The 21,045-nt window shown below is 62.2% G+C and carries 20 protein-coding genes; 6 read left to right on the top strand and 14 right to left on the bottom strand.

Annotated features, from left to right (window positions below):
* The 4 genes from EDD52_RS24365 to rpsA all read right to left on the bottom strand — a co-directional run.
* A partial coding sequence (locus EDD52_RS24365) for a transposase (RefSeq protein WP_132243679.1) occupies positions 1 to 164 on the bottom strand: 164 nt, incomplete at its 3' end.
* A gap of 190 nt (positions 165 to 354) precedes the next feature.
* Complete coding sequence (tnpB, locus tag EDD52_RS23830; protein WP_207905986.1) at positions 355 to 558, bottom strand: IS66 family insertion sequence element accessory protein TnpB; 204 nt, start codon at positions 556 to 558, stop codon at positions 355 to 357.
* Positions 559 to 705: 147 nt separating this feature from the next.
* Positions 706 to 1,110, bottom strand: a complete 405-nt coding sequence (gene tnpA / locus EDD52_RS08140; RefSeq protein WP_132243677.1) for an IS66-like element accessory protein TnpA — start codon at positions 1,108 to 1,110, stop codon at positions 706 to 708.
* 212 nt (positions 1,111 to 1,322) lie between these two features.
* Complete coding sequence (gene rpsA, locus EDD52_RS08135; RefSeq protein ID WP_132243675.1) at positions 1,323 to 3,005, bottom strand: 30S ribosomal protein S1; 1,683 nt, start codon at positions 3,003 to 3,005, stop codon at positions 1,323 to 1,325.
* A gap of 343 nt (positions 3,006 to 3,348) precedes the next feature.
* On the opposite strand from rpsA, the gene trpB reads away from it, so the two are divergent.
* Positions 3,349 to 4,593, top strand: a complete 1,245-nt coding sequence (trpB, locus tag EDD52_RS08130; protein WP_132243673.1) for a tryptophan synthase subunit beta — start codon at positions 3,349 to 3,351, stop codon at positions 4,591 to 4,593.
* A gap of 196 nt (positions 4,594 to 4,789) precedes the next feature.
* Here the strand turns inward: trpB and EDD52_RS08125 are convergent, their stop codons facing one another.
* The 3 genes from EDD52_RS08125 to EDD52_RS08115 all read right to left on the bottom strand — a co-directional run bounded on the left by EDD52_RS08125 (position 4,790) and on the right by EDD52_RS08115 (position 6,871).
* A complete protein-coding gene (locus EDD52_RS08125) occupies positions 4,790 to 5,170 on the bottom strand; it encodes a DUF2237 family protein (protein WP_132243671.1) in 381 nt (126 codons plus the stop codon).
* A gap of 211 nt (positions 5,171 to 5,381) precedes the next feature.
* Entirely contained in the window at positions 5,382 to 6,089 is a 708-nt protein-coding gene (gene pth, locus EDD52_RS08120; protein ID WP_132243669.1) for an aminoacyl-tRNA hydrolase, read from the bottom strand.
* Between the two features lie 134 nt (positions 6,090 to 6,223).
* Entirely contained in the window at positions 6,224 to 6,871 is a 648-nt protein-coding gene (locus EDD52_RS08115; protein WP_132243731.1) for a 50S ribosomal protein L25/general stress protein Ctc, read from the bottom strand.
* Positions 6,872 to 7,096: 225 nt separating this feature from the next.
* Here EDD52_RS08115 and EDD52_RS08110 point away from each other — a divergent pair, with 225 nt between their 5' ends.
* The gene (locus EDD52_RS08110) at positions 7,097 to 8,275 is read left to right on the top strand and encodes an MFS transporter (RefSeq protein ID WP_165907483.1); all 1,179 of its coding nucleotides are present in this window, start codon (positions 7,097 to 7,099) and stop codon (positions 8,273 to 8,275) included.
* A 9-nt stretch (positions 8,276 to 8,284) separates the two neighbouring features.
* Here EDD52_RS08110 and EDD52_RS08105 read toward each other — a convergent pair whose 3' ends face one another.
* From EDD52_RS08105 to EDD52_RS08095, 3 genes are all read right to left on the bottom strand, one after another.
* On the bottom strand, positions 8,285 to 9,448 hold the full coding sequence (locus tag EDD52_RS08105) for an alpha-hydroxy acid oxidase (protein ID WP_132243665.1): 1,164 nt from the start codon (positions 9,446 to 9,448) through the stop codon (positions 8,285 to 8,287).
* An 81-nt stretch (positions 9,449 to 9,529) separates the two neighbouring features.
* Positions 9,530 to 10,321: a tryptophan synthase subunit alpha gene (trpA, locus tag EDD52_RS08100; protein WP_132243662.1), complete on the bottom strand. Its 792-nt coding sequence runs from the start codon at positions 10,319 to 10,321 to the stop codon at positions 9,530 to 9,532.
* 103 nt (positions 10,322 to 10,424) lie between these two features.
* A complete protein-coding gene (locus tag EDD52_RS08095) occupies positions 10,425 to 10,841 on the bottom strand; it encodes a VOC family protein (RefSeq protein ID WP_132243660.1) in 417 nt (138 codons plus the stop codon).
* A gap of 110 nt (positions 10,842 to 10,951) precedes the next feature.
* On the opposite strand from EDD52_RS08095, the gene ychF reads away from it, so the two are divergent.
* The 3 genes from ychF (at position 10,952) to gndA (ending at position 14,832) form a co-directional block, all read left to right on the top strand.
* On the top strand, positions 10,952 to 12,049 hold the full coding sequence (ychF, locus tag EDD52_RS08090; protein WP_132243658.1) for a redox-regulated ATPase YchF: 1,098 nt from the start codon (positions 10,952 to 10,954) through the stop codon (positions 12,047 to 12,049).
* Between the two features lie 250 nt (positions 12,050 to 12,299).
* Positions 12,300 to 13,274, top strand: coding sequence for a glycosyl transferase family protein (locus tag EDD52_RS08085; RefSeq protein WP_132243656.1), 975 nt, complete (start codon positions 12,300 to 12,302; stop codon positions 13,272 to 13,274).
* Between the two features lie 160 nt (positions 13,275 to 13,434).
* On the top strand, positions 13,435 to 14,832 hold the full coding sequence (gndA, locus tag EDD52_RS08080) for an NADP-dependent phosphogluconate dehydrogenase (protein ID WP_132243654.1): 1,398 nt from the start codon (positions 13,435 to 13,437) through the stop codon (positions 14,830 to 14,832).
* Between the two features lie 6 nt (positions 14,833 to 14,838).
* On the opposite strand, the gene EDD52_RS08075 is transcribed toward gndA, so the two are convergent.
* Positions 14,839 to 15,297, bottom strand: a complete 459-nt coding sequence (locus EDD52_RS08075; RefSeq protein WP_132243652.1) for an NUDIX hydrolase — start codon at positions 15,295 to 15,297, stop codon at positions 14,839 to 14,841.
* 421 nt (positions 15,298 to 15,718) lie between these two features.
* A complete protein-coding gene (locus tag EDD52_RS08070) occupies positions 15,719 to 16,210 on the bottom strand; it encodes an SH3 domain-containing protein (RefSeq protein WP_132243650.1) in 492 nt (163 codons plus the stop codon).
* 112 nt (positions 16,211 to 16,322) lie between these two features.
* On the opposite strand from EDD52_RS08070, the gene EDD52_RS08065 reads away from it, so the two are divergent.
* A complete protein-coding gene (locus EDD52_RS08065; protein WP_132243648.1) occupies positions 16,323 to 17,309 on the top strand; it encodes a 2-hydroxyacid dehydrogenase in 987 nt (328 codons plus the stop codon).
* Positions 17,310 to 17,478: 169 nt separating this feature from the next.
* On the opposite strand, the gene EDD52_RS08060 is transcribed toward EDD52_RS08065, so the two are convergent.
* Positions 17,479 to 19,047 carry a 2-isopropylmalate synthase gene (locus EDD52_RS08060; protein WP_132243646.1) on the bottom strand — a complete coding sequence of 523 codons (1,569 nt, stop codon included), beginning with the start codon at positions 19,045 to 19,047 and terminating at the stop codon, positions 17,479 to 17,481.
* A 481-nt stretch (positions 19,048 to 19,528) separates the two neighbouring features.
* Positions 19,529 to 20,992 carry an MORN repeat-containing protein gene (locus EDD52_RS08055; RefSeq protein ID WP_132243644.1) on the bottom strand — a complete coding sequence of 488 codons (1,464 nt, stop codon included), beginning with the start codon at positions 20,990 to 20,992 and terminating at the stop codon, positions 19,529 to 19,531.
* Positions 20,993 to 21,045: the final 53 nt, after the last annotated feature.

Below are 21,045 nucleotides of genomic sequence, written 5' to 3'. Positions count from 1 at the left end.
TCAGCGTCTGGCAGAAGCTGACCCTTGCCACGCGCCTGGGCACGCCAATTATGCAGCGTTCCCTCCGATATCCCTTCTTCCTGCGAAAGCTGCCGTATGGCCATGTTGTGCGGCGGCAGCATCCGCTTCAGCACAGCAGCCTTACGCTCCGGTGAATATCCCAAGTCATCGTCCTATCCCGCCCACCTGAAAAATAAAGGAAAAGTAGAGCAGCGGACAACTTCCCTGACACAGGGGGGAGATGGCAATGCGCTGATCTTCTGGGACAGCAGACAGATTGATCCGAGTGGTGGAAGACATGCGCGAAACATATACCGCACGCATCGAAAGCGCGCTTCAGATCAGTCGGTTGAGTCACTCTGCCGCAGCCGGTGGGCGAGCCTCCAGCGCCTTCACCTTTCGCCAATCGAGCCCCGCAAAAAGTGCCTCGAACTGCGCGTGGTTCAGCGCCATCATCCCGTCCTTGATTGCGGGCCAGGCGAACGTCGTTTCCTCCAGCCGCTTGTAAGCCATGACAAGGCCGCTGCCGTCCCAATAGAGCAGCTTCAACCGATCCAAGGCGCTTGGCTCGGAACACGAACACCGTCCCGGTGAACGGGTCCTTGCGGAGCACGGATTGCACCATAGCGGTGAGGCCATCGTGTCCCTTGCGGAAATCGACGGGCTGCGTCGCCACCAGTATGCGCACCCGGTTCGACGGAAAGATCATGCGCCGACCCCAAGTGCGCGCACGATGTCCGCAATTCGTCCCGCAGGCGTGGCATTGTCCAGCCGGACAGAAACCGACCCCGCAATGATCTCGATCACTGAGGTCACCGGTTCAGGCTCATCGGCAGGCGGAGGGGGCTCAACATCGAACACCACCAAAGGGGCGAACTCCACCCCAGCGTCCGGCGCAGGCAAAACAAGCCCCCCATCCTTGGCCATCCGCCGCCACGACGATAGGTGGTTGGGACGGAGATCATACCTGCGGGCCACGTCATTCACCGACGCTCCCGGCACCAGCGTTTCCGTCACAATCCGCGCCTTCAGATCATCCGGCCACCGTCGATGCCCGCTATCTGAGATTTCGGCACCCAGATTTCTGAGAAACTCTCTCGTAGTCTCCATTGAGAAACTCACTTCCTGCTATCCAACAGGCCTTGAGTCTCAAATCACACCAAACTCAGGAAGGTGGGTTCCAGAAACCGCATACATTGAGGGCGTCAACATGAATGGTAACTTTGTCCGCCAACCGTATGTAGCCGTGCGGCGCAGATGCGCATGAAAAAAGGTCCCGGCGCTGTGCCGGGGCCTTTCTGCATCTTGTTGAACCCGAAGGTTTACTCGTCGCCGCTCTTGAGTGCGGCACCCAGGATGTCGCCCAGCGATGCGCCTGAGTCGGAGGAGCCATACTGCTGCACGGCCTCTTTCTCTTCGGCGATCTCGCGCGCCTTGATCGACAGGCCCAGCTTGCGGGTCTTGGCGTCGACATTGGTGACGCGTACGTCGACCTTGTTGCCGACCGAGAAACGCTCGGGGCGCTGCTCGGAACGGTCGCGCGACAGGTCGGAACGGCGGATGAAGGACTTCATGCCTTCGTATTCCACCTCGATGCCGCCATCTTCGATCGCGGTCACTTCGACAGTCACGATGGAGCCGCGCTTCACGCCGCCAACCGCGTCAGCGAACTTGTCGCCACCCAGCGCCTTGATGGAGAGCGAGATGCGCTCCTTCTCGACGTCAACCTCAGAGACAACCGCCTGAACGATATCGCCCTTGCGGTATTCCTGAATGGCTTCTTCGCCGCGCTGGTCCCAGCTGAGGTCGGACAGGTGAACCATGCCGTCGATCTCGCCTTCGAGGCCGATGAACAGACCGAATTCGGTGATGTTCTTGACTTCGCCCTCGACATGCGTGCCTTCGGGATGGGTCTCGGCAAAGACTTCCCACGGGTTGCGCATGGTCTGCTTGAGACCGAGCGAAACGCGGCGCTTGGCCGGATCGATTTCCAGAACCATGACTTCGACTTCCTGGCTGGTCGAAACGATCTTGCCGGGATGCACGTTCTTCTTGGTCCAGGACATCTCGGAGACGTGAACCAGACCTTCGACACCGGGCTCCAGCTCGACGAACGCGCCGTAATCGGTGATGTTGGTCACGCGGCCGGTATGCACGGATTCCAGCGGGAATTTCGCGGCAACCATATCCCACGGATCTTCCTGAAGCTGCTTCATGCCCAGGCTGATACGGTGGGTTTCCTTGTTGATCTTGATGACCTGAACCTTGACGGTTTCGCCGATCGACAGGATCTCGGAGGGGTGGTTCACACGTCGCCATGCCATGTCGGTGACGTGCAGCAGGCCGTCTACGCCGCCCAGATCAACGAACGCACCGTATTCGGTGATGTTCTTGACCACGCCGTCCACTGCCTGACCTTCGGTGAGGTTGGCGATGACTTCGGCGCGCTGTTCGGCACGCGATTCTTCGAGGATCGCACGGCGCGAAACCACGATGTTGCCACGACGACGGTCCATTTTCAGGATCTGGAACGGCTGCTTGAGACCCATCAGAGGGCCCGCATCGCGCACGGGGCGCACATCAACCTGAGAGCCGGGCAGGAACGCAACCGCGCCGCCCAGATCGACAGTGAAGCCGCCTTTGACACGACCAAAGATCGCACCTTCGACGCGCTCGTCGTCGGCATAGGCTTTTTCCAGACGGTCCCAGGCTTCTTCGCGGCGGGCCATCTCACGAGAGATAACTGCTTCACCGCGCGAGTTTTCTGCAGACCGCAGGAAAACCTCGACTTCGTCGCCGACATTGATTTCGGGCGCTTCGCCGGGGTTTGCAAATTCTTTGAGGTCGACGCGGCCTTCCATCTTGTAGCCTACGTCGATGATGGCCTGTCCCGCTTCGACTGCGATGACCTTGCCCTTAACAACACTGCCCTCTTCGGGTGTGTCCATTTCGAAGCTTTCGTTCAGGAGGGCTTCGAATTCCTCCATCGATGTGTGTTCAGCCATGTGGCGTCTAGATCCTTTAAGATGTTTTCTGGCCGAGCGGTTGTCTCCGCCGGTCTTGATGATGTCCGCCTTGAGGCGTAACGGGTTGGTCCTCGGGCGATCCGCAAAACAAAGAGGGCCGGTTGATCCGACCCTGCTCGATCTCGATATTTCGCGGCATTTTCGCCTTGTCGACGCGCGCGGTATAGCGGGGTTGCACGGGATGTTCAACTCCCCACTGCAATTGCCGGCGCGGCCTTGCTGACGCAGGGGCAGCTTCGCGGGCAAAAACACCTGTCGCTGCCATTTCCTTCGGCCGCTTTGGGCGTTAAGAAGAAGGTCGAATAAACGCGGGGCGCAACCGATGAACGATCTCTTCAACAGCTTCATGACCGGGCCCGACGAAAAGGGCCGTTTCGGCAAGTTCGGCGGCCGGTTCGTGTCTGAAACCCTGATGCCGCTGATCCTCGAACTTGAGGAACAGTATGAACGGGCCAAGACCGACACCGAATTCTGGGACGAGATGAACGATCTCTGGACCCATTATGTTGGCCGACCCAGCCCGATGTATTTCGCCGAGCGCCTGACCAACCATCTGGGCGGCGCCAAGATCTACCTCAAGCGCGACGAGCTGAACCATACCGGCGCGCATAAGATCAACAACGTGCTGGGCCAGATCATCCTTGCCCGCCGGATGGGCAAGACCCGGATCATCGCTGAAACAGGCGCCGGTCAGCACGGCGTTGCCACCGCGACGGTCTGTGCCAAGTTCGGCCTGAAATGCGTGGTCTATATGGGCGCACATGATGTTGAACGTCAGGCGCCCAACGTGTTCCGCATGCGCCTTCTGGGGGCAGAGGTGATCCCCGTGACTTCTGGCCGCGGCACGCTGAAGGACGCGATGAACGATGCGCTGCGCGACTGGGTGACCAATGTGCGCGACACGTTCTACTGCATTGGCACGGTCGCAGGCCCGCATCCTTACCCCGCGATGGTCCGCGATTTCCAGTCGATCATCGGCAAGGAAGCCAAAGAGCAGTTGCAGCAGCAAGAGGGCCGTCTGCCCGACACGCTGATCGCCGCCATCGGGGGCGGGTCCAACGCGATGGGCCTGTTCTACCCGTTCCTGGACGACAAATCCGTGAACATCATTGGGGTCGAGGCCGGCGGCAAGGGCGTGAATGCCAAGATGGAGCATTGCGCCTCTCTCACCGGCGGGCGTCCGGGCGTGTTGCATGGCAACCGCACCTACCTTTTGCAGGATGATGACGGGCAGATCCTTGAAGGGTTTTCGATCTCCGCCGGTCTGGACTATCCCGGCATCGGGCCGGAACACAGCTGGCTGCACGATACGGGCCGCGCGCAATATGTCGCGATCACCGATGCCGAAGCGCTCGAAGCGTTCCAGCTTTGCTGCGCACAAGAAGGCATCATCCCCGCGCTGGAACCCAGCCACGCGCTGGCCCACGTGATGAAGATCGCACCCGACCTGCCCAAGGATCACATCATCTGCATGAACATGTGTGGCCGTGGCGACAAGGACATCTTCACCGTGGCCAAGCATCTTGGCTTCGACATGAGCGATACCGAAGGGCGCGTCACAGGCTGAGCCCGCTCAGACCGTCAACGCCCCGCATCAGCGGGGCGATGGCGCGGGCGGCCGCCTCACTTCCGGCAGCGGAATGGACTGATCCAGCCTGCGGGTTTCGGCGCGCCCGGCAGGCCCAACCCCACCCAATTTTACCCGCAATTTCCGGCCATCAGGGCTTTTGTACATATTCAGAGTACAAAAAGCACAAAAGGCCTCAAACTGCGTCGGTGGAATGGGCCTCCAGCACCCTCAGCGGGATGATGTCCAGCGCCCGCAGATGGGTGGCTTCCAGATGGACACGCGGCGCGCATCCCTCGTCATGCGCCTGCAGAAAACGCCCGGCGCACAGGCACCAGCGGTCACCGGGCTTCAACCCGGCAAAGGAAAATTCCGGTCGCGGCGTCGACAGATCATTCCCTACATACTTGGAATAAGCCAGAAATTCCGCCGTCATCACCGCGCAGACCGTGTGGCTGCCCTGATCCTCGGCGCAGGTATTGCAGGCCCCGTCGCGGAAATAGCCTGTCACCGGCGATAGGGAGCAAGGCTCCAGCCTGCCGCCCAATACGTTGATTTCAGGGTCTTTTTTGGGCATAGACGCCTCCGTCCGCTAACTGCAATGCCAGGCTCCGCCCACGTCATCGGACGGGCGTTCAACCTTGGCCACCTGTTTCAGGATAACCCCAGCGGGCCATTCCCGGCCAGAGCCAGCTTGGCGGGGCAGGGGAAATATTCACCCGCAAACCAGATGCGGCGCATTACGGTGCAGGGCCGGTTGCAAAGGGATTGCGCGAGGGCGGTGCTGCTTAACGGAACCGGTCCGCCAGCTTTTGCAACGCGCTGCGCTTGTCCGGCTCCTCTGCCGGTTCAGTAGCCTTTTCAACGGGTTGAGGCATCTTCGCGGGCGTCTTTTCGCCCTTGTTGCGCGTGCCAGTCGCGGCCCGTGGCGGGGTCGTGCGCAGCGCCACGGCATTCATGAAACGCCCCGCATCGCCCGCAGCCAGCTCCGCCGCCCCGTCCGAAATGCCGCGCATCAGATCGTCCAGCCAGGCCGCATCCGCGCGCGCGAAATCATGCAGAACATATCCCGACACCAGCTCCTTGCGACCGGGATGGCCGATCCCAAGGCGCACCCGCTGATAGGCCTCTCCGATATGCGCATGCATCGACCGCAACCCGTTATGCCCCGCGTGCCCGCCCCCCGTCTTGACCTTCAACCGTCCCGGCGCAAGGTCCAGCTCGTCGTGGAAAACGCAGACATCTTCAGGAGTTAGCTTGTAGAACCGCATCGCTTCGCCAACCGATTGGCCGGACAGGTTCATGAAGGTCTCGGGCTTGAGCAGCAGCACCTTTTCCGACCCAAGCCGACCTTCGCTGATCTGGCCCTGAAACTTTGACTTCCACGGGGCAAAGCCGTGATCCGCCTGGATCCGGTCCACCGCCATGAAGCCGATATTGTGCCGGGTGCCTGCGTATTTCGCGCCCGGATTGCCCAAGCCGACAAAGAGTTTCATGGGTTCTGCCCCCTTGCTGCGTCTGCCCGGCTACATAGGCGGAACGCGCTGCAATGAAAAGCGGTGCCGGAAACGGAAAACGGCCCCCGCCGGGAAGGCAGGGGCCGCGAAAGCTCGGCTCGAAAGGGCTGGGATCAGCTCTCGTCGACCTCGATTGCAGGAACCTCGTCCGCTGCGACCTCTTCCTCTTCCTCGTCATCGGCAGCCTTCAGGCCCGACGGTGCGGACAGGTTGGCAATCACGAAATCGCGGTCGATGGTCGGCTTGGCACCCTCAGGCAGGACAACGTCGCTGATGTGCAGAACGTCGCCGATTTCCTTGCCGGAGATGTCGATCGTGATGTGATCGGGGATATCGCCCGCCAGCACGTTCAGTTCCACCTCGGGGCGCACAACGGTCAGAACGCCGCCCTTGCGCAGGCCGGGGCAGTCGTCGTGGCCGATAAATTCAACCGCGATGAACAGGTTCAGTCGCGTGGTGCGGCGCAGGCGCAGCAGGTCGAAATGCGTCGGCAAATCCTTGACGACATCGCGCTGCACGTCGCGGCAGATCACGCGGACGTCTTCCTGGCCTTCAACCTTCAGGTTGAACAGCGTGGATTTGAAACGTCCAGCTTTCAGGCGCTTGAGCAGTTCATTGAAAGGGATCTGAATCGCTAGGGGGTCTTTATCGCCACCAAAAACGACGCCCGGAACCATGTTAGCACGACGTGCTGCGCGAGCGGCGCCCTTGCCTGTCCCCGTGCGTTCCTGGGCAATAAGATCAGGGATCTCACCAGCCATGTTGTATTCTCCATTAATTGAGGCAGGGTTCCTCCAAGGCTGTAACCCCGCGTGAAGCCGCGCGTATAGGGCAATTCCCCCGGCTTGGAAAGTCGATTCGAAACGAAGCTTTCCAAAGCGCTTCACCTTGTTACTTTCCGCAAGATCAAGCACGGTGTAGCGCAGCCGACACCCCATGACGCCGATTTCCGGCGGGGCGCTTTACCCACCATCGAAGGGATGGCCATGTCCTATGCCAAGGCAATCGCCGTATCGCGCGCGCCGATGATCGCCCTTGCGGCTGTCGGGGTGTTCTGGGGCACGTTCGCGGCCTCTGTGCCAGAGCTCAAGCAGGCCTCGCAGCTCAGCGATGCCGATATGGGTCTGGCGCTGCTCTTTTCGGCCATGGGCGGGATTGTCGCGATGTATCTCAGCCCGAGGATCGGAGAGATGCTGGGGCGGCGGGTGCTGCCTGTTTCTGGCATGTTGCTGGTGGGCGGCTATCTGCTGCTGAGCGTCGCGCAGGGTTTTGGCGCTTTCGCGGGTGCGTTGTTGTTTTCGGGCCTGATGGTGGCGTTGCTGGATGTCAGCGCCAATGTCCGCATCTCCGTTCTGGAAGAGCGTCACGCCATGCCGCTGATGAACCTGAACCATGCAATGTTCTCTTTCGCCTTTGCGGGGGGGGCATTTGTGACAGGCATGGCGCGGGCCGCAGGGTTTGGTGCCGATCAGATCCTGCCCGCAATGGCGCTGGTTGGCCTGCTCTTTGCGGCCGCGATGCACGAGGGCAAAGGCTGGCAAAGCGCGCCCCCGCCCGATGCGTCACAGCCCACGCGCCTGCCCTGGTTCCTGATCCTTCTGACAGGGGGAATCCTCTTCGCCTCTTTCATCGGTGAGAACGCGACAGAGGCCTGGTCTGCCCTTTTGATCGAACGCACGCTTGGCGCGCCAGAGGGGACGGGCGGGTTTGGCCCGACCATGCTGGGGATTGCGATGGGGGTGATCCGCCTGTCCGGTCAGGCGCTGGCGCATCGGCTGGGCGAAGGTCGCCTGATCCTGTTCTCGGCCGTCCTTGGGATTGCCGGGGCAATGACGATCGCGCTTGCGGTCTCTGTCCCCATGGCTGTTGTCGGGGTGGCAATAATGGGGGCGGGGATGGCGGTGATCGTGCCGTCGGCAAATTCGCTCTTGGGGCGGCTTGTACGGCCGGATCTGCGCGGGCTGGCGATTTCGCGCGCCTGGATGGTCGGGTTCGTCGGGTTCTTCGTGGGGCCGTCCGCGATGGGATTTGTGGCAGAGCATCTGGGCCTGCGTGCAGCCTTCATCGCCGCCGCCTTGCTGGTGGCAACAATCATCCCGTCCGTGTTGACGCTGATGCAGGCCTCGGCGCGCGGGGTAGGGACAGCCCCCACCGCGCGCAGGTAATGAAAGGCGCTACTGCCAGCGCCCCTCGAACCCTTCGGGGATCAGCAGGATGTCGCGGTCAAGCTCTTCGATCCGGCGGCGGCCGCAAAGCGCCATGGTCACATCCAGCTCTCTGTGGATGACCTCCAGCGCTTTTGTCACGCCTTCCTGACCCATCGCGCCCAGCCCATAGGTGAAGGCACGCCCGATATAGGTGCCGGAGGCCCCCATCGCGAGCGCCTTGAGCACGTCCTGACCCGACCGGATGCCACTGTCGAGATGCACTTCCGTGTCGCCGCCCACGGCCTGCAGGATCGGGTCCAGCGCTCGGATAGAGCTCAGTGCCCCGTCAAGCTGCCGCCCGCCATGGTTGGACACCACGATTGCATCGGCACCGACCTTCAGCGCCATTTTCGCGTCCTCGGCATCCAGAATGCCCTTGAGGATCACCTTGCCGCCCCATTGCTCCTTGAGCTTGGCGACCTTGTCCCAGTCCAGCGCGGGGTCAAACTGCTCGGCAGTATAGGCGCCAAGGCTGGCCAGATCGGTCACGCCCTTAACATGTCCGACAAGATTGCCGAATTCGCGCCGCTTGGCACCCGCCATGCCCATGCACCAACGCCATTTCGTGCTGAGGTCCAGCAGCGTGCGCGGCGTCAGCTTGGGCGGGGCAGAGAGACCGTTCTTCAGGTCCTTGTGGCGCTGGCCCAAAATTTGCAGATCCAGCGTGATCACCAGCGCCGAACAGCGCGCGGCTCGCGCCCGTTCGATCAGGCGCGACGTGAAGTCGGTGTCCTTCATGGTGTAAAGCTGGAACCAGAAAGGCTTGGTCGTGGCTTCGGCAACATCCTCGATGGAGTTGATCGACATGGTCGACAGGGTGAAGGGCACGCCAAACGCCTCTGCCGCGCGGGCTGCCTTGATCTCGCCATCCGCGCATTGCATTCCGGTTGACCCGACAGGGGCCAGGGCGACGGGCATCGCCACCTTCTCTCCGATCATCTGGCTTTCGGTGGAGCGTCCGGTCATGTCCACGGCCACGCGCTGACGCAGGCGGATCTGGTCGAAATCCGACGTGTTTTCGCGGAAGGTCTGTTCCGTCCAACTGCCCGATTCCGCGTAATCGTAGAACATCTTCGGCGCGCGCCGCTTGTAGATGCGCTTGAGGTCTTCGATGTTGGTGATCACGGGCATGGCGCAGTCTCCGGAGGATTGGTTAGGTTTTGTTACCAATTGCCGCGCGTTTCCGCAATGCGGCAATTCTCCACCCGACTGTCAGGCCCGGTGGGCGCCGTCCGCAAGCGATTTGACGAAGCTCAGGACGTCAGCGACCGGCTTGCCTTCTGCCAGTTCCCCCACGATGGCAGAGCCGACAACAGCCCCGTCCGCTACGCTGGCAATGCTTTCGGCAGCCTCGGGGGTCCGGATACCAAATCCCACGATGATCGGCAGATCGGTCTGCGCCTTGATGCGGGCCACTTCGGGGCCGACATCCGTCGCCTCGGCTGCCGCGGCACCGGTGATGCCGGTGATCGACACGTAATAGACAAAGCCAGAGGTGTTTTGCAGCACTTTGGGCAGGCGCTTGTCATCCGTGGTGGGCGTGGCCAGACGGATGAAATTCAGCCCGGCTGCCTGGGCAGGGATGCAAAGCTCTTCATCCTCTTCGGGCGGCAGATCGACAACGATCAGCCCGTCAATGCCGGCCGCTTTCGCATCGACCAGAAACTTGTCCACACCGCGATTATAGATCGGGTTGTAATAGCCCATCATCACGATCGGCGTCGTGTCATCATTCTTGCGGAAGTCGCGTGCCATTTGCAGGGTCCGTTCCAGCGTCATTCCTGCGTCCAGCGCGCGCTGCCCGGCCAGCTGAATCGTGGGGCCATCCGCCATCGGGTCGGTGAAAGGCAGACCCATCTCAATGATGTCGACACCGGCGGCGGGCAGGCCGCGGATCAACTCCAGCGAGGTGTCGTAATCCGGATCGCCCGCCATGACATAGGCGACAAACGCCTTTTTTCCGTCGGCCTTCAGGGCGGCGAATTTGGCGTCGATGCGAGTCATGGTCGGTCCTTTCGGGAAGTTCCTGACCGATGTGCCGAATTGATGCCCGGAAATCAAGATGCTCTGGCCCGTGGGTGCCGCAATGCCGCCTTGTCCTGCGGGCTTAGTCCTGCGGGTCCGCCGAGATCATCCAGCGGATGCCAAACTTGTCGGACACTGTCCCGAACACCGGCGCCCAGAACGCAGGCTCCAGCGGCATCCGCACTTCTCCGCCGCAGGCAAACGCATCAAAGACCCGCCGCGCGTCTTCCGGGGTCGGCAGGGACAGATGGATGTTGCAGCCTTCCATCGGTTTTGCCTCGCTCGAAGGGTCGTCGCTGCCATAGATCCACCCGTCGCCCGTATCCAGCCCCGCATGCATCACCGCATCCGCTGGCACGCCGGGCATCTGCGCTCGCACCTCCTCGGGCATGGCGGAAAAGGGCATGATCTCTGGCGGGGGTGTGCCAAGGACGCTGGCGTAGAAAGCCATCGCTTCGGCGCAGGTTCCGTTGAAGAAGAGATAGGGGATCGGCTGCATGGCGGGACTCCTCTTGCTGGCGATTCCACGCATCCTAACACAGGACCATGTTGCAGCGGGGCCGGCTTGTGCCTAGAAGGCGCGGGAAACCTAGCTGGGAAAGATGTGTCATGGGATTCAAGATGGGAATTGTGGGTCTGCCGAATGTGGGCAAGTCGACCCTGTTCAACGCGCTGACCCGAACCGCCGCGGCGCAGGCGGCCAACTTCCCGTTCTGCACGATCGAGCCGAATGTCGGCGAGGTCGCCGTTCCGGATGCGCGGCTTGATAAGCTGGCAGAGATCGCGGGCAGTCGTCAGATCATCCCCACGCGCATGACCTTTGTGGATATCGCGGGCCTTGTGAAGGGCGCGTCCAAGGGCGAAGGTCTGGGCAACCAGTTCCTGGCCAATATCCGCGAGGTGGACGCCATCGCGCATGTGTTGCGGTGCTTTGAGGATGGTGACGTCACCCATGTCGAGGGGCGCGTTGATCCGGTTGCCGATGCCGAAACCATCGAGACAGAGCTGATGCTCGCCGATATCGAATCCATCGAAAAGCGGATGCAGAACATCGTGCGCAAAGTGCGTGGCGGCGACAAGGAAGCGGTTCAGCAGGAACGCTTGCTGAAGGCGGCGCTGGCCGTGCTAGAAGAAGGCAAACCCGCCCGCACGGTCGAGGTGGATGCCGAGGACGCCAAGTCCTGGAAACTGCTGCAACTGCTGACGACAAAGCCGGTGCTTTATGTCTGCAACGTCTCCGAAGAAGAAGCGGCAGAGGGCAACGCCCATTCCGCGCGTGTGGCCGAGATGGCCGCGGCCGAAGGCAATTCGCATGTCATCATCTCTGCCCAGATCGAGGAAGAGATCAGCCAGCTTGACGATGACGAAGCAGAGATGTTCCTGACCGAGATGGGGCTGGAAGAACCCGGCCTCGACCGTCTGATCCGCGCCGGATACGAGCTGTTGCACCTTGAAACCTATTTCACCGTTGGCCCCAAAGAGGCACGCGCCTGGACAATTCGTCAGGGCACGGCAGCCCCGCAAGCGGCGGGCGTCATTCATGGCGATTTCGAAAAAGGGTTCATCCGGGCCGAGACCATCGCCTATGACGATTTTGTTGCTGTCGGCGGCGAACAGGCTGCGAAAGAAGCGGGCAAGATGCGGGCCGAGGGCAAAAGCTACATCGTGAAAGACGGCGACGTGCTGCATTTCCTGTTCAACACCTGAGCGACTTGCGGCGGGCCTGCTCGCTTATCAAGCGGGCGGGGGGGCTGCGTTGCGGGCAGGGTGCAAAGCTGCTGGCCGGGTGTTATCCGGGCGTGTTAGCTGTGTTCAAACAGCGGTCGCGTCGTGATCTTTGCGCCAACCGAAGGGCGTGCTGAGCGGCTGCGGGACCGAAGGCCAAAGGGGCGAATATGCTGAACGGCAATACGGCGGGATCTGTCCAAGACGTTGTGCCGAACCGAAAGGCCGTGTCATGAGCCTTGCACCCTATGTTCGGATTCTTGCCCGTGGTCAGGGTCGCGCGCGGCCGTTCACGCTGGACGAGGCGCGCGAGGCGATGACGCTGATGCTGCGCGAGGATGCCGACCCGGAGGCCTTGGGCGCGATCCTGATGCTGCTGCGCCTGCGCGGCGAGACTGCCGAAGACATCGCCGGGTTCACGTCTGCTGCGCGCGCCAGCCTGCCCGAATGGCAAGGCATGCGGCCCGCGCTCGACTGGCCCAGCTATGCTGCGGGGCGCACAAGGGGCCTGCCGTGGTTCCTGCTCTCGGCCAAACTGGTGGCGGGCGGCGGTGTGCCGGTGCTGCTGCACGGTTGGAACAGTCATCAGCAGGGGCGTGCCTCGGTGCGCGATGCGCTTGCGCCCTTGGGTATTCCCAACGCCGCAACGATGGCCGAGGCGGGCGCTTTGTTGCAAAGCCACGGCATCGCCTATCTGCCGCTGGAAGTGCTGTCGCCCCGGCTGATGCACTTGCTGAGACTGCGCGACAAGTTCGGCCTGCGGTCCTGCGTCAACACGGTGCTGCGAATGCTCAACCCCGGTGCGGCACCTGCTGCGGTTCAGGGCGTCTTCCACCCCAGCTACCGCGAGCTTCAGGCCGATGCCGGGCGCCTTCTGGGCGATGCGCGGCTGAGCGTTCTGAAAGGCGGGGGGGGCGAATTCGAACACCATCCGGCCAAGGATATTGCTGTCTACGGCCTGCGGGACGGAGAGTCGTGGACCGGCTTCACCGGGCGCAGCATTGCCGAACACCGCCGTTTGGCGGAGGATGAGCTGGAACCACAGGCCCTGTCTGCGCTTTGGGCCGGAGAACTGGACGACGCCTTTGCACGCGCCACCGTCCTTGGCACGGCCGGTCTGGCGTTGGAGGCTGCGGGCGTCACCAAAGAAGGCGCCCTGATGGCAGAGGATCTCTGGGCGCGGCGCCGCGCAATCACGTCAGTCTGAGGCGACTGACGCGGCCCGTCGGTTTGACCGGTTCTCGCGATAGCGTTAACAACGGCAGCGGTGCACAGGGCACGTTTGTACCTGCGTCCGAAAGGGCACAGCAACGCTGCCGCCTTTGCATCCCGATATGCGTCGCAATCCAACCAGGAGACCAGACCTCGTGAGTAAAGCTGAGATTGGCCTGATCGGCCTTGGAACCATGGGTGCTGCGCTCGCGCTCAATATCGCGGAACATGGCTTTGACATCGCGGTCTGGAACCGCACCGCAAGCGTCACCCAGGGGTTTCACGCCTCTGCCGGGGAGCTTGCCGCGCGCATCACCCCGACCGAGACGCTGGAGGCGCTGGTCGAGGCCATCGCCCAGCCCCGCGCCATCATCCTGATGGTTCCGGCGGGGGCGGCGGTGGACGAACAGATCGCGGCGCTGCGTCCGCTTCTGGGGCCGGATGATCTGATCATCGACGCGGGGAACGCCAATTTTCACGACACCAACCGCCGCACGCGCGACGCGACCGGGCCCTTCCTTGGCATCGGCGTTTCGGGCGGCGAAGAGGGCGCGCGCCACGGCCCTGCCATCATGGGCGGCGGCAAACGCGCGGACTGGGATCGCGTGGCGCCCATTCTGACCGCCATTTCCGCAAAGCATGACGGCGAGCCTTGTGCCAACTGGATGGGTGAAGAAGGCGCCGGGCATTTCGTCAAGGCCGTCCATAACGGCATCGAATATGCCGATATGCAGATGATCGCCGAGATCTACGGCATCCTGCGCGACGGGATGGGATACACGCCCGACCGTGTCGCGGATGTCTTCGCGCGGTGGAATGACGGCCCGCTGCAAAGCTATCTGGTCGAGATTTCGGGCAAGGTGGCGGCTGCTGTCGACAAAAAGACCGGCAAGCCGCTGCTGGAGGTCATTGTCGATGCCGCAGGTCAGAAAGGCACAGGCCGCTGGACGGCAATCGAGGCGCAGCATCTGGCCGCGCCCATCCCCTGCATCGAGGCGGCCGTGGTCGCGCGCAACCTGTCCTCGCGCCGTGACGCGCGGGCCGAGGGCGAACGGCTGTTCGGTGCTGGCCCGGTGCCAATGGGCGACGCGGTTCCATCCGAAGCGGCACTGGAAAGTGCGCTGATCTGTGGCAAGATCCTGTGCTACGCGCAGGGGTTCGAGATGATCGCTGCGGCGTCAGAGCAGTTTGGCTGGTCGCTGGATCTGCCCACGATTGCGCGCACATGGCGCGCTGGCTGCATCATCCGTTCGGCGATGCTGGACGACATGGCAACCGCCCTTGCCGAAGCCTCCAGCCGCAACCTGATGTTCGCGGACTTTTTCACCCGCAAGATACAGGACAGCCATGCCGACTTGCGGCAGGTTGTCTGCGCAGGGGCCGCGCATGGCATCGCGCTGCCGGCCCTTGGCGCGGGCCTGTCCTATTTCGATGCAATGCGCACCGCGCGTGGCACGGCGGACATGATCCAGGGACAGCGCGATTATTTCGGGCTGCACGGCTTTGAAAGGTTCGATGGCCGCAAGGACCAGCACGGACCGTGGGCGGGCTAAGGGGGCTTACGACGCCTTCCTGACCATCCTGACGCTTGGTTCCTTGTGGGGCTTCTTGTCCAGACGAAGAAGAAGCGCCGAAAGCTCGGGCTCGTGCACGCGTTTCGCGGCGGCTTTTGGCGTGAACCAATGCCTCTTGCGCTGGTCGCGCTCTTTCCAGTTGCGTTTCAGCTTCCGGACTTTCATCGGATAGACGGTCACCCGGCATCGCAGGGTGCTGCCATCGTCCAGCACCTTGTCATAATGGTATGCACCAAGCTCCTCATCCGCGATGCAACCGTCGGCGCCCGCTTCCTCCAGCGCCTCGATCTTGGCGGCATCCCAGGGTTTCTTGTTGTCCATGATCCAGCCCTTGGGCAGTACCCAGCGCCTCGTCTCGCGCGATGTGACCATCAACACCGTGATCTTGCCGCTCTTGTCCCACTTTATCGGCAGGGCTGCGATCTGCTCGCCTTTCTCGTTCATCGTCGTTCTGCTCCTCGGCGCCCCTCGGGGTCACCTCTGCGCGCTGTTGTTTCTTAACGTTTCTCGCGCGTGCCTATAGGCGGTAATCATTACACCCGCCCTGATGGGACCGGGCTTTATACCTTCGTCTTCAAGGCCGGGATGGGCAGTTTCGTGCCAGACATATCGTGCCTGTTGCCCGAAGATCACGATTTTTAGATCGTGTCGCTGCGCCGCCCATGACCTTGGGTCAATATGCGCGAAAGGCATGTGTGACCAATCCGCGACGGAGGCTATACCAGTCATCCTCAGCGCCTTCAATCGTGGCACGAAAGCGCAGGTCTTGCGGTTGCGAAAATGCCTCTGCCGACCGTCAGTGGCAGGGTTTTACGGGGCACCGCAGACGCATCAATGCGAAGCGGTGGTGATCGCCTTGGGGCGGCTATTCGCGGATTTCGTCCGGCTTCACACCCCAAAGGGCGGTCTTGTGCGCCCACCCCTTGTAGCCGGCGGCGGTAAGCTTGCACCATTTCTGCGTGCATTCGCCAAGCCGCGCTATGACACCCATCTCCAGCCGGGCAGAGATCTGGGCATCATCCGCAGGACGGGTGCGCAGCTCCAGCATTTCCTGTTCGACGATGACGGTGCGCACACCGGACAAAAGCGAATAATGCACCCAGCCACCGGCGCCGTCGCGGTCGCGCACCCGGCGCCAATGCCCATATTCCGCCGTGATCTCGAGCGGCATGTCGCGGCGTTTGAACACCCAGTCGATCCGGTGCGACAGCGAGGGGCCGCGCCGGACGTTCCCTTCGTTTGCCTTCATCGACACGAACCGGGGAATGGGCAGGTTCGTCACCGGCCCGCGCTCTTGCGCCTGCGCCGAAACTCCCAGCAATATTGCGAGTATAAGCCCAATCGCGATGGGTTTCATTCTACCGGTCCCTGACTGCCTCAGTGTTTTTCGCGCAGGGTTCTTGTGCCCCGTCGCAGCTTGCGCCACTGTGCCAAAAGCCATGAGGGTTTGAAAGCAGCTGGAGGGCAGGATGCCATCAAAACGCCTGAGTGTTGTCGTGACGCGACGCTTGCCGGAGGTGGTCGAGACCCGGCTCACGGAACTCTTCGACGTCCGTCTGCGCGATGATGACACGCCCATGACGCGGGCAGAGATCGTGGCCGCCGTGAAAGAGGCCGACGTTCTTGTGCCGACGCTGAGCGACACGATCGATGCATCCCTGATTGCTCAGGCAGGGGAGCGTCTGCGCCTGATCGCGAATTACGGCGCGGGCTTTGATCATATCGATGTCGAGACCGCCCGCCAGCGTGGCATTCTTGTCTCCAACACGCCCGGCGTGGTGACGGAAGACACGGCCGATATCGTGCTTTCACTGATCCTCGCGGTCACACGGCGGCTGCCCGAAGGGCTCGGCGCGATGCAATCGGGCGACTGGAGCGGCTGGGCGCCCACGGCCTTTCTGGGCGGGCGGCTTGGCGGTCGCAGGCTCGGCATTCTCGGGATGGGGCGCATCGGCATGGCAGTGGCCCGGCGCGCACGGGCTTTCGGGATGCAGATCCACTATCACAACCGTCGCCGCCTGCGCCCCGAGGTCGAGGAGCAGGTCGAGGCGACATGGTGGGAAAGCCTTGACCAGATGGTCGCGCGGATGGACATAATCAGCGTGAACTGCCCGCATACGCCCTCAACCTTCCACCTGTTGAACTCGCGTCGACTGAAGCTGTTGAAGCCCAGTGCCGTTGTGGTCAACACATCCCGCGGCGAGGTTATCGACGAGGCCGCACTTACCCGCATCCTCAAGGCGGGCGAGATCGCAGGCGCGGGGCTGGACGTCTATGAGCAGGGCTCGCAGCTTAACCCCGAACTGCGCAACCAGCCCAATGTCGTATTGCTGCCGCATATGGGCTCTGCGACCGAAGAAGGCCGCGTGGAGATGGGCGAAAAGGTGATCATCAACATCAAGACCTTCGCTGATGGCCACCGTCCGCCCGATCAGGTCGTGCCCTCGATGCTCTAGGGCGAATAACGCCCGATGAGCAGTGTCTTGGCGCGCGGGCGCCAGACGTTGGTTGGTCAATCCTTGCGGAACCCAGCGCAGATCAAAGAAAAAAGCAACCCCGTCGTCATGACCGGGCTGCTTTTTCGGTTCTGGCGCAGGGCAGGGTTGCTCTGCAGGTGCGGGGCGTTCAGACGTCTTTGTAGCTGACCTCGCGCGCATCCGCGCCCGGGCCCGCCTTTTCGCGGCGTACAAGCAGCCGGTTGAGCGCGTTGACATAGGCCTTGGCCGAGGCCACGACCGTGTCGGTATTGGCCGACTGGCCGGTTGCGATCATACCGTCCTCTTCCAGCCGCACGCTGACCGTGGCCTGCGCGTCGGTGCCTTCGGTGACCGCATTCACCTGATAAAGCTGCAGCTTTGCCTTGTTGGGATGAATGGCGCGGATCGCCTTGAAGGTCGCATCGACAGGTCCGTCACCTTCGCAGGTCGCGGTCTTCTCTTCACCGTCAACCTCCATCTCCAGCACGGCCTCGGCCGGGCCGCCGGTGCCGCAGATCACGCGCAACGACACGATCTGAAGCCGGTCGGTTTCGCCCTCGGCTGCGGCCGTCACAAGCGCAAGAATGTCTTCGTCGAACACCTCTTTCTTGCGATCGGCCAGTTCCTTGAACCGCACGAAGATATCCTTGAGCTGGTTGTCGCCCACATCCACGCCCAGATCCTTGAGCTTGGCACGCAACGCCGCCCGGCCCGAATGTTTGCCCAACGGCAAGGAGGTGCCAGCAAGGCCCACATCCTCGGGGCGCATGATCTCGAACGTTTCGGCATTCTTCAGCATGCCGTCCTGATGGATGCCGGACTCGTGCGCAAAAGCGTTCTTGCCCACGATGGCCTTGTTGAACTGAACCGGAAAGCCCGACACGGTCGCAACGCGGCGCGAGATATGCATGATCTTCCTGGTGTCGATGCCGGTGTCGAAGGGCATGATGTCGCCGCGCACTTTCAAGGCCATGACGACCTCTTCCAGCGCGGTGTTGCCCGCGCGTTCGCCCAACCCGTTGATCGTGCATTCGATCTGGCGCGCGCCCGCCTCGACGGCGGCAAGGCTATTTGCCGTCGCCATGCCAAGATCGTTGTGGCAATGCGTGGCCCAGACAACCTCGTCCCCGCCGGGCACCTCGGCGATCAACCTGCGGATAAGATCGGCGCTTTCACGCGGGGCGGTATAGCCCACCGTGTCGGGGATATTGATCGTGGTGGCGCCCGCCTTGATCGCAATTTCGCAGACGCGGGCAAGGTAGTCCCATTCGGTCCGCGTCGCATCCATCGGCGACCATTGCACGTTGTCGCACAGGTTGCGGGCATGGCTGACGGTCTGGTGAATCCGATCTGCCATCTCATCCTTGGTGAGGTTCGGAATGGCCCGATGCAGGGGCGAAGTGCCGATGAAGGTGTGGATGCGCGGCTGTGCTGCGTTTTTCACCGCCTCCCAGCAGCGGTCGATATCGGGCAGTTGCGCCCGCGCCAACCCGCAGATCACCGAGTTTTTCGAGCGTTTTGCAATCTCTGACACGGCGGCGAAATCGCCTTCGGAGGCAATGGGAAATCCCGCCTCGATGATATCGACGCCCATGTCGTCCAGAAGCTCTGCAATCTCGAGCTTTTCGTCATGGGTCATGGTGGCGCCGGGGGATTGTTCACCGTCGCGCAAAGTGGTGTCAAAGATCACCACGCGGTCTTTGGTCGTGTCGGTCATGGAATTTTCCTTTGGTTCTCCTGGGGTTCTGGCGCGAACGATGCCTCCTCTGAGCGGTCGCGCCGGAACGGCACGCTCAGAGGCGGCTTAGGAGAAGCAGGCCAGCCAGCAGCGCCGCCGAAGGGCGGGCAGGGTGCGTGATATGGCCTTGGGTCAACATGGGCGCGACTATACGGGTTTTGTAGCCGGGGAAAAGCCCCTTTTGCAGGTGATTTTTCGCAAGGTCAGATTGATGAAGGCGGTGCGGGCATTGTCTGTGCAGCAGTGGATCGGACTGGCATCCGATAGCCCGCCGCGCTTCCGGGATGAAGGACGAGCGCTGTCATGTGGTCCGGGCAGGGCCGAGAGCCACCCCGACGGATTGCGCGGCTGGCACGGTGAACTGACGGGCGTTCTCGCAGACGTCTATCAGGGCGCGGTTCAGACACAGCGCCCCGAAGCGTGCTTGCGCAGTGCAGCAGTCAGCACGCGTTACGTCGGATCAGTCGCCATCCGCGGGGGCCGCGGTTTCCTGAGCCGCTTCGACCTCTTCGGCCGACCGGGTTTCGCCCTCGGTGAGGGCGCCGTTTTCCCAACTGCCGACCGCCTGTTCGCCGCTGGCATAGCGCATCGTGCCTTCGCCCTGACGTTTGCCGCCCTGGAACGTGCCTTCGTAGACATCGCCGTTGAGATACGTTGCCTTGCCGCTGCCACTGATCTCTCCGGCCTTCCATTCGCCTTCGTATTTAAAGCCATCGGCCATCACGATCGTCCCCTGACCCTCGCGCTGCCCATCCACGAATTGCCCGGTATAGACGGTGCCATCGGGGTAGGTGGCCGTTCCCTGACCATGACGCTGGCCGTCCTGCCACGCGCCTTCATAGCGATACCCGTCGGCATAGGTCATCACACCCTGGCCGTGGTTGCGCGCATTCTTGAACTCACCCTCGTAGACCAGCCCGCTGGGATAGGTGGCCCGGCCCGTGCCTTCGATCACCCCGTCGACCCAGTCGCCCTCGTAGGTCGACCCGTCGGGATAGACGATCTTGCCCTTGCCATTGGCAAGGTCGCTGCGGAATTCACCGGTATAAACCGACCCGTCAGGATAGGCGACTTCGCCCTGACCCTCGATCTGCCCGGCGACCCAGTTGCCGGTGTATTTGTAGCCATCCGCCCCGATGAACGTGCCCTGACCCTCGCGCTGGTCGTCCTTGAACATGCCATCATAGACATCGCCATTGGCATATTCGACGCGGCCTTTGCCCTGACGGCGGCCGCCAACCAGTTCCCCGGAATAGATATCGCCATTGGGTTGGGTCAGTGTTCCCAGCCCCTCGATCTGGCCCGCATGCCACATGCCTTCATAGACAAGGCCGTCCTGCATGGTCAGCTTGCCCTCGCCTTCGCGCGCGCCATTCGCGATGCGGCCCATATAGACCGACCCGTCGGGATAGGTGATGCGGCCATTGCCGTCTTTCACCCCGTTGACCCAGTCGCCTTCGTAGACATAGCCGCCGGGGCTGGTCATCGTGCCGCGCCCGTGATGCATGGCATTGCGAAAGCTGCCCTCGTAGCGCACGCCATTGGCATAGGTCGCGATGCCCTGTCCCGTGATCTGGCCGTCGACCCAGGTGCCCTCATATGTGCCACCATCGGCAAAGATGATCTTGCCATCCCCGTCCGGCTTGCCCTTGGCAAAGGTGCCCTCATAGACCGATCCGTTGGGGAAGCGCGCGACGCCCTTGCCCTTGATCTCTCCGTCGACCCACTGGCCCGTATATTCGTAACCATTGGGCAGCCGGTAGGTGCCGGTGCCGTGTTGCAGCCCGTCCTGGAAGGTGCCCTCATAGACGCCGCCATCATCATATTGCTTGGTGATGACCTCAGCCTCTTGCGCCGAGACGCTGCTGCCCAGCAGGATCAGGGCCGAGATCCGGCCCCAATGGCGTCGGTTTTTGGCTGTCATGCTGCGTGTGCCCCCGCTACGGTACTTGCTGCCTCAAATCGCCTCGAAACTAA

It is taken from the genome of Primorskyibacter sedentarius, assembly GCF_004342065.1.
GTDB classification, from domain to species: Bacteria; Pseudomonadota; Alphaproteobacteria; order Rhodobacterales; family Rhodobacteraceae; genus Primorskyibacter; species Primorskyibacter sedentarius.
This window is presented reverse-complemented; position numbering and strand designations above follow the sequence as displayed.

Coding starts and splice junctions, on each gene's coding strand:
- tnpA (WP_132243677.1), bottom strand. CDS start 1,110: ATGGAGACTACGAGAGAGTTTCTCAGAAATCTGGGTGCCGAAATCTCA.
- rpsA (WP_132243675.1), bottom strand. CDS start 3,005: ATGGCTGAACACACATCGATGGAGGAATTCGAAGCCCTCCTGAACGAA.
- trpB (WP_132243673.1), top strand. CDS start 3,349: ATGAACGATCTCTTCAACAGCTTCATGACCGGGCCCGACGAAAAGGGC.
- EDD52_RS08125 (WP_132243671.1), bottom strand. CDS start 5,170: ATGCCCAAAAAAGACCCTGAAATCAACGTATTGGGCGGCAGGCTGGAG.
- pth (WP_132243669.1), bottom strand. CDS start 6,089: ATGAAACTCTTTGTCGGCTTGGGCAATCCGGGCGCGAAATACGCAGGC.
- EDD52_RS08115 (WP_132243731.1), bottom strand. CDS start 6,871: ATGGCTGGTGAGATCCCTGATCTTATTGCCCAGGAACGCACGGGGACA.
- EDD52_RS08110 (WP_165907483.1), top strand. CDS start 7,097: ATGTCCTATGCCAAGGCAATCGCCGTATCGCGCGCGCCGATGATCGCC.
- EDD52_RS08105 (WP_132243665.1), bottom strand. CDS start 9,448: ATGCCCGTGATCACCAACATCGAAGACCTCAAGCGCATCTACAAGCGG.
- trpA (WP_132243662.1), bottom strand. CDS start 10,321: ATGACTCGCATCGACGCCAAATTCGCCGCCCTGAAGGCCGACGGAAAA.
- EDD52_RS08095 (WP_132243660.1), bottom strand. CDS start 10,841: ATGCAGCCGATCCCCTATCTCTTCTTCAACGGAACCTGCGCCGAAGCG.
- ychF (WP_132243658.1), top strand. CDS start 10,952: ATGGGATTCAAGATGGGAATTGTGGGTCTGCCGAATGTGGGCAAGTCG.
- EDD52_RS08085 (WP_132243656.1), top strand. CDS start 12,300: ATGAGCCTTGCACCCTATGTTCGGATTCTTGCCCGTGGTCAGGGTCGC.
- EDD52_RS08075 (WP_132243652.1), bottom strand. CDS start 15,297: ATGAACGAGAAAGGCGAGCAGATCGCAGCCCTGCCGATAAAGTGGGAC.
- EDD52_RS08070 (WP_132243650.1), bottom strand. CDS start 16,210: ATGAAACCCATCGCGATTGGGCTTATACTCGCAATATTGCTGGGAGTT.
- EDD52_RS08065 (WP_132243648.1), top strand. CDS start 16,323: ATGCCATCAAAACGCCTGAGTGTTGTCGTGACGCGACGCTTGCCGGAG.
- EDD52_RS08060 (WP_132243646.1), bottom strand. CDS start 19,047: ATGACCGACACGACCAAAGACCGCGTGGTGATCTTTGACACCACTTTG.
- EDD52_RS08055 (WP_132243644.1), bottom strand. CDS start 20,992: ATGACAGCCAAAAACCGACGCCATTGGGGCCGGATCTCGGCCCTGATC.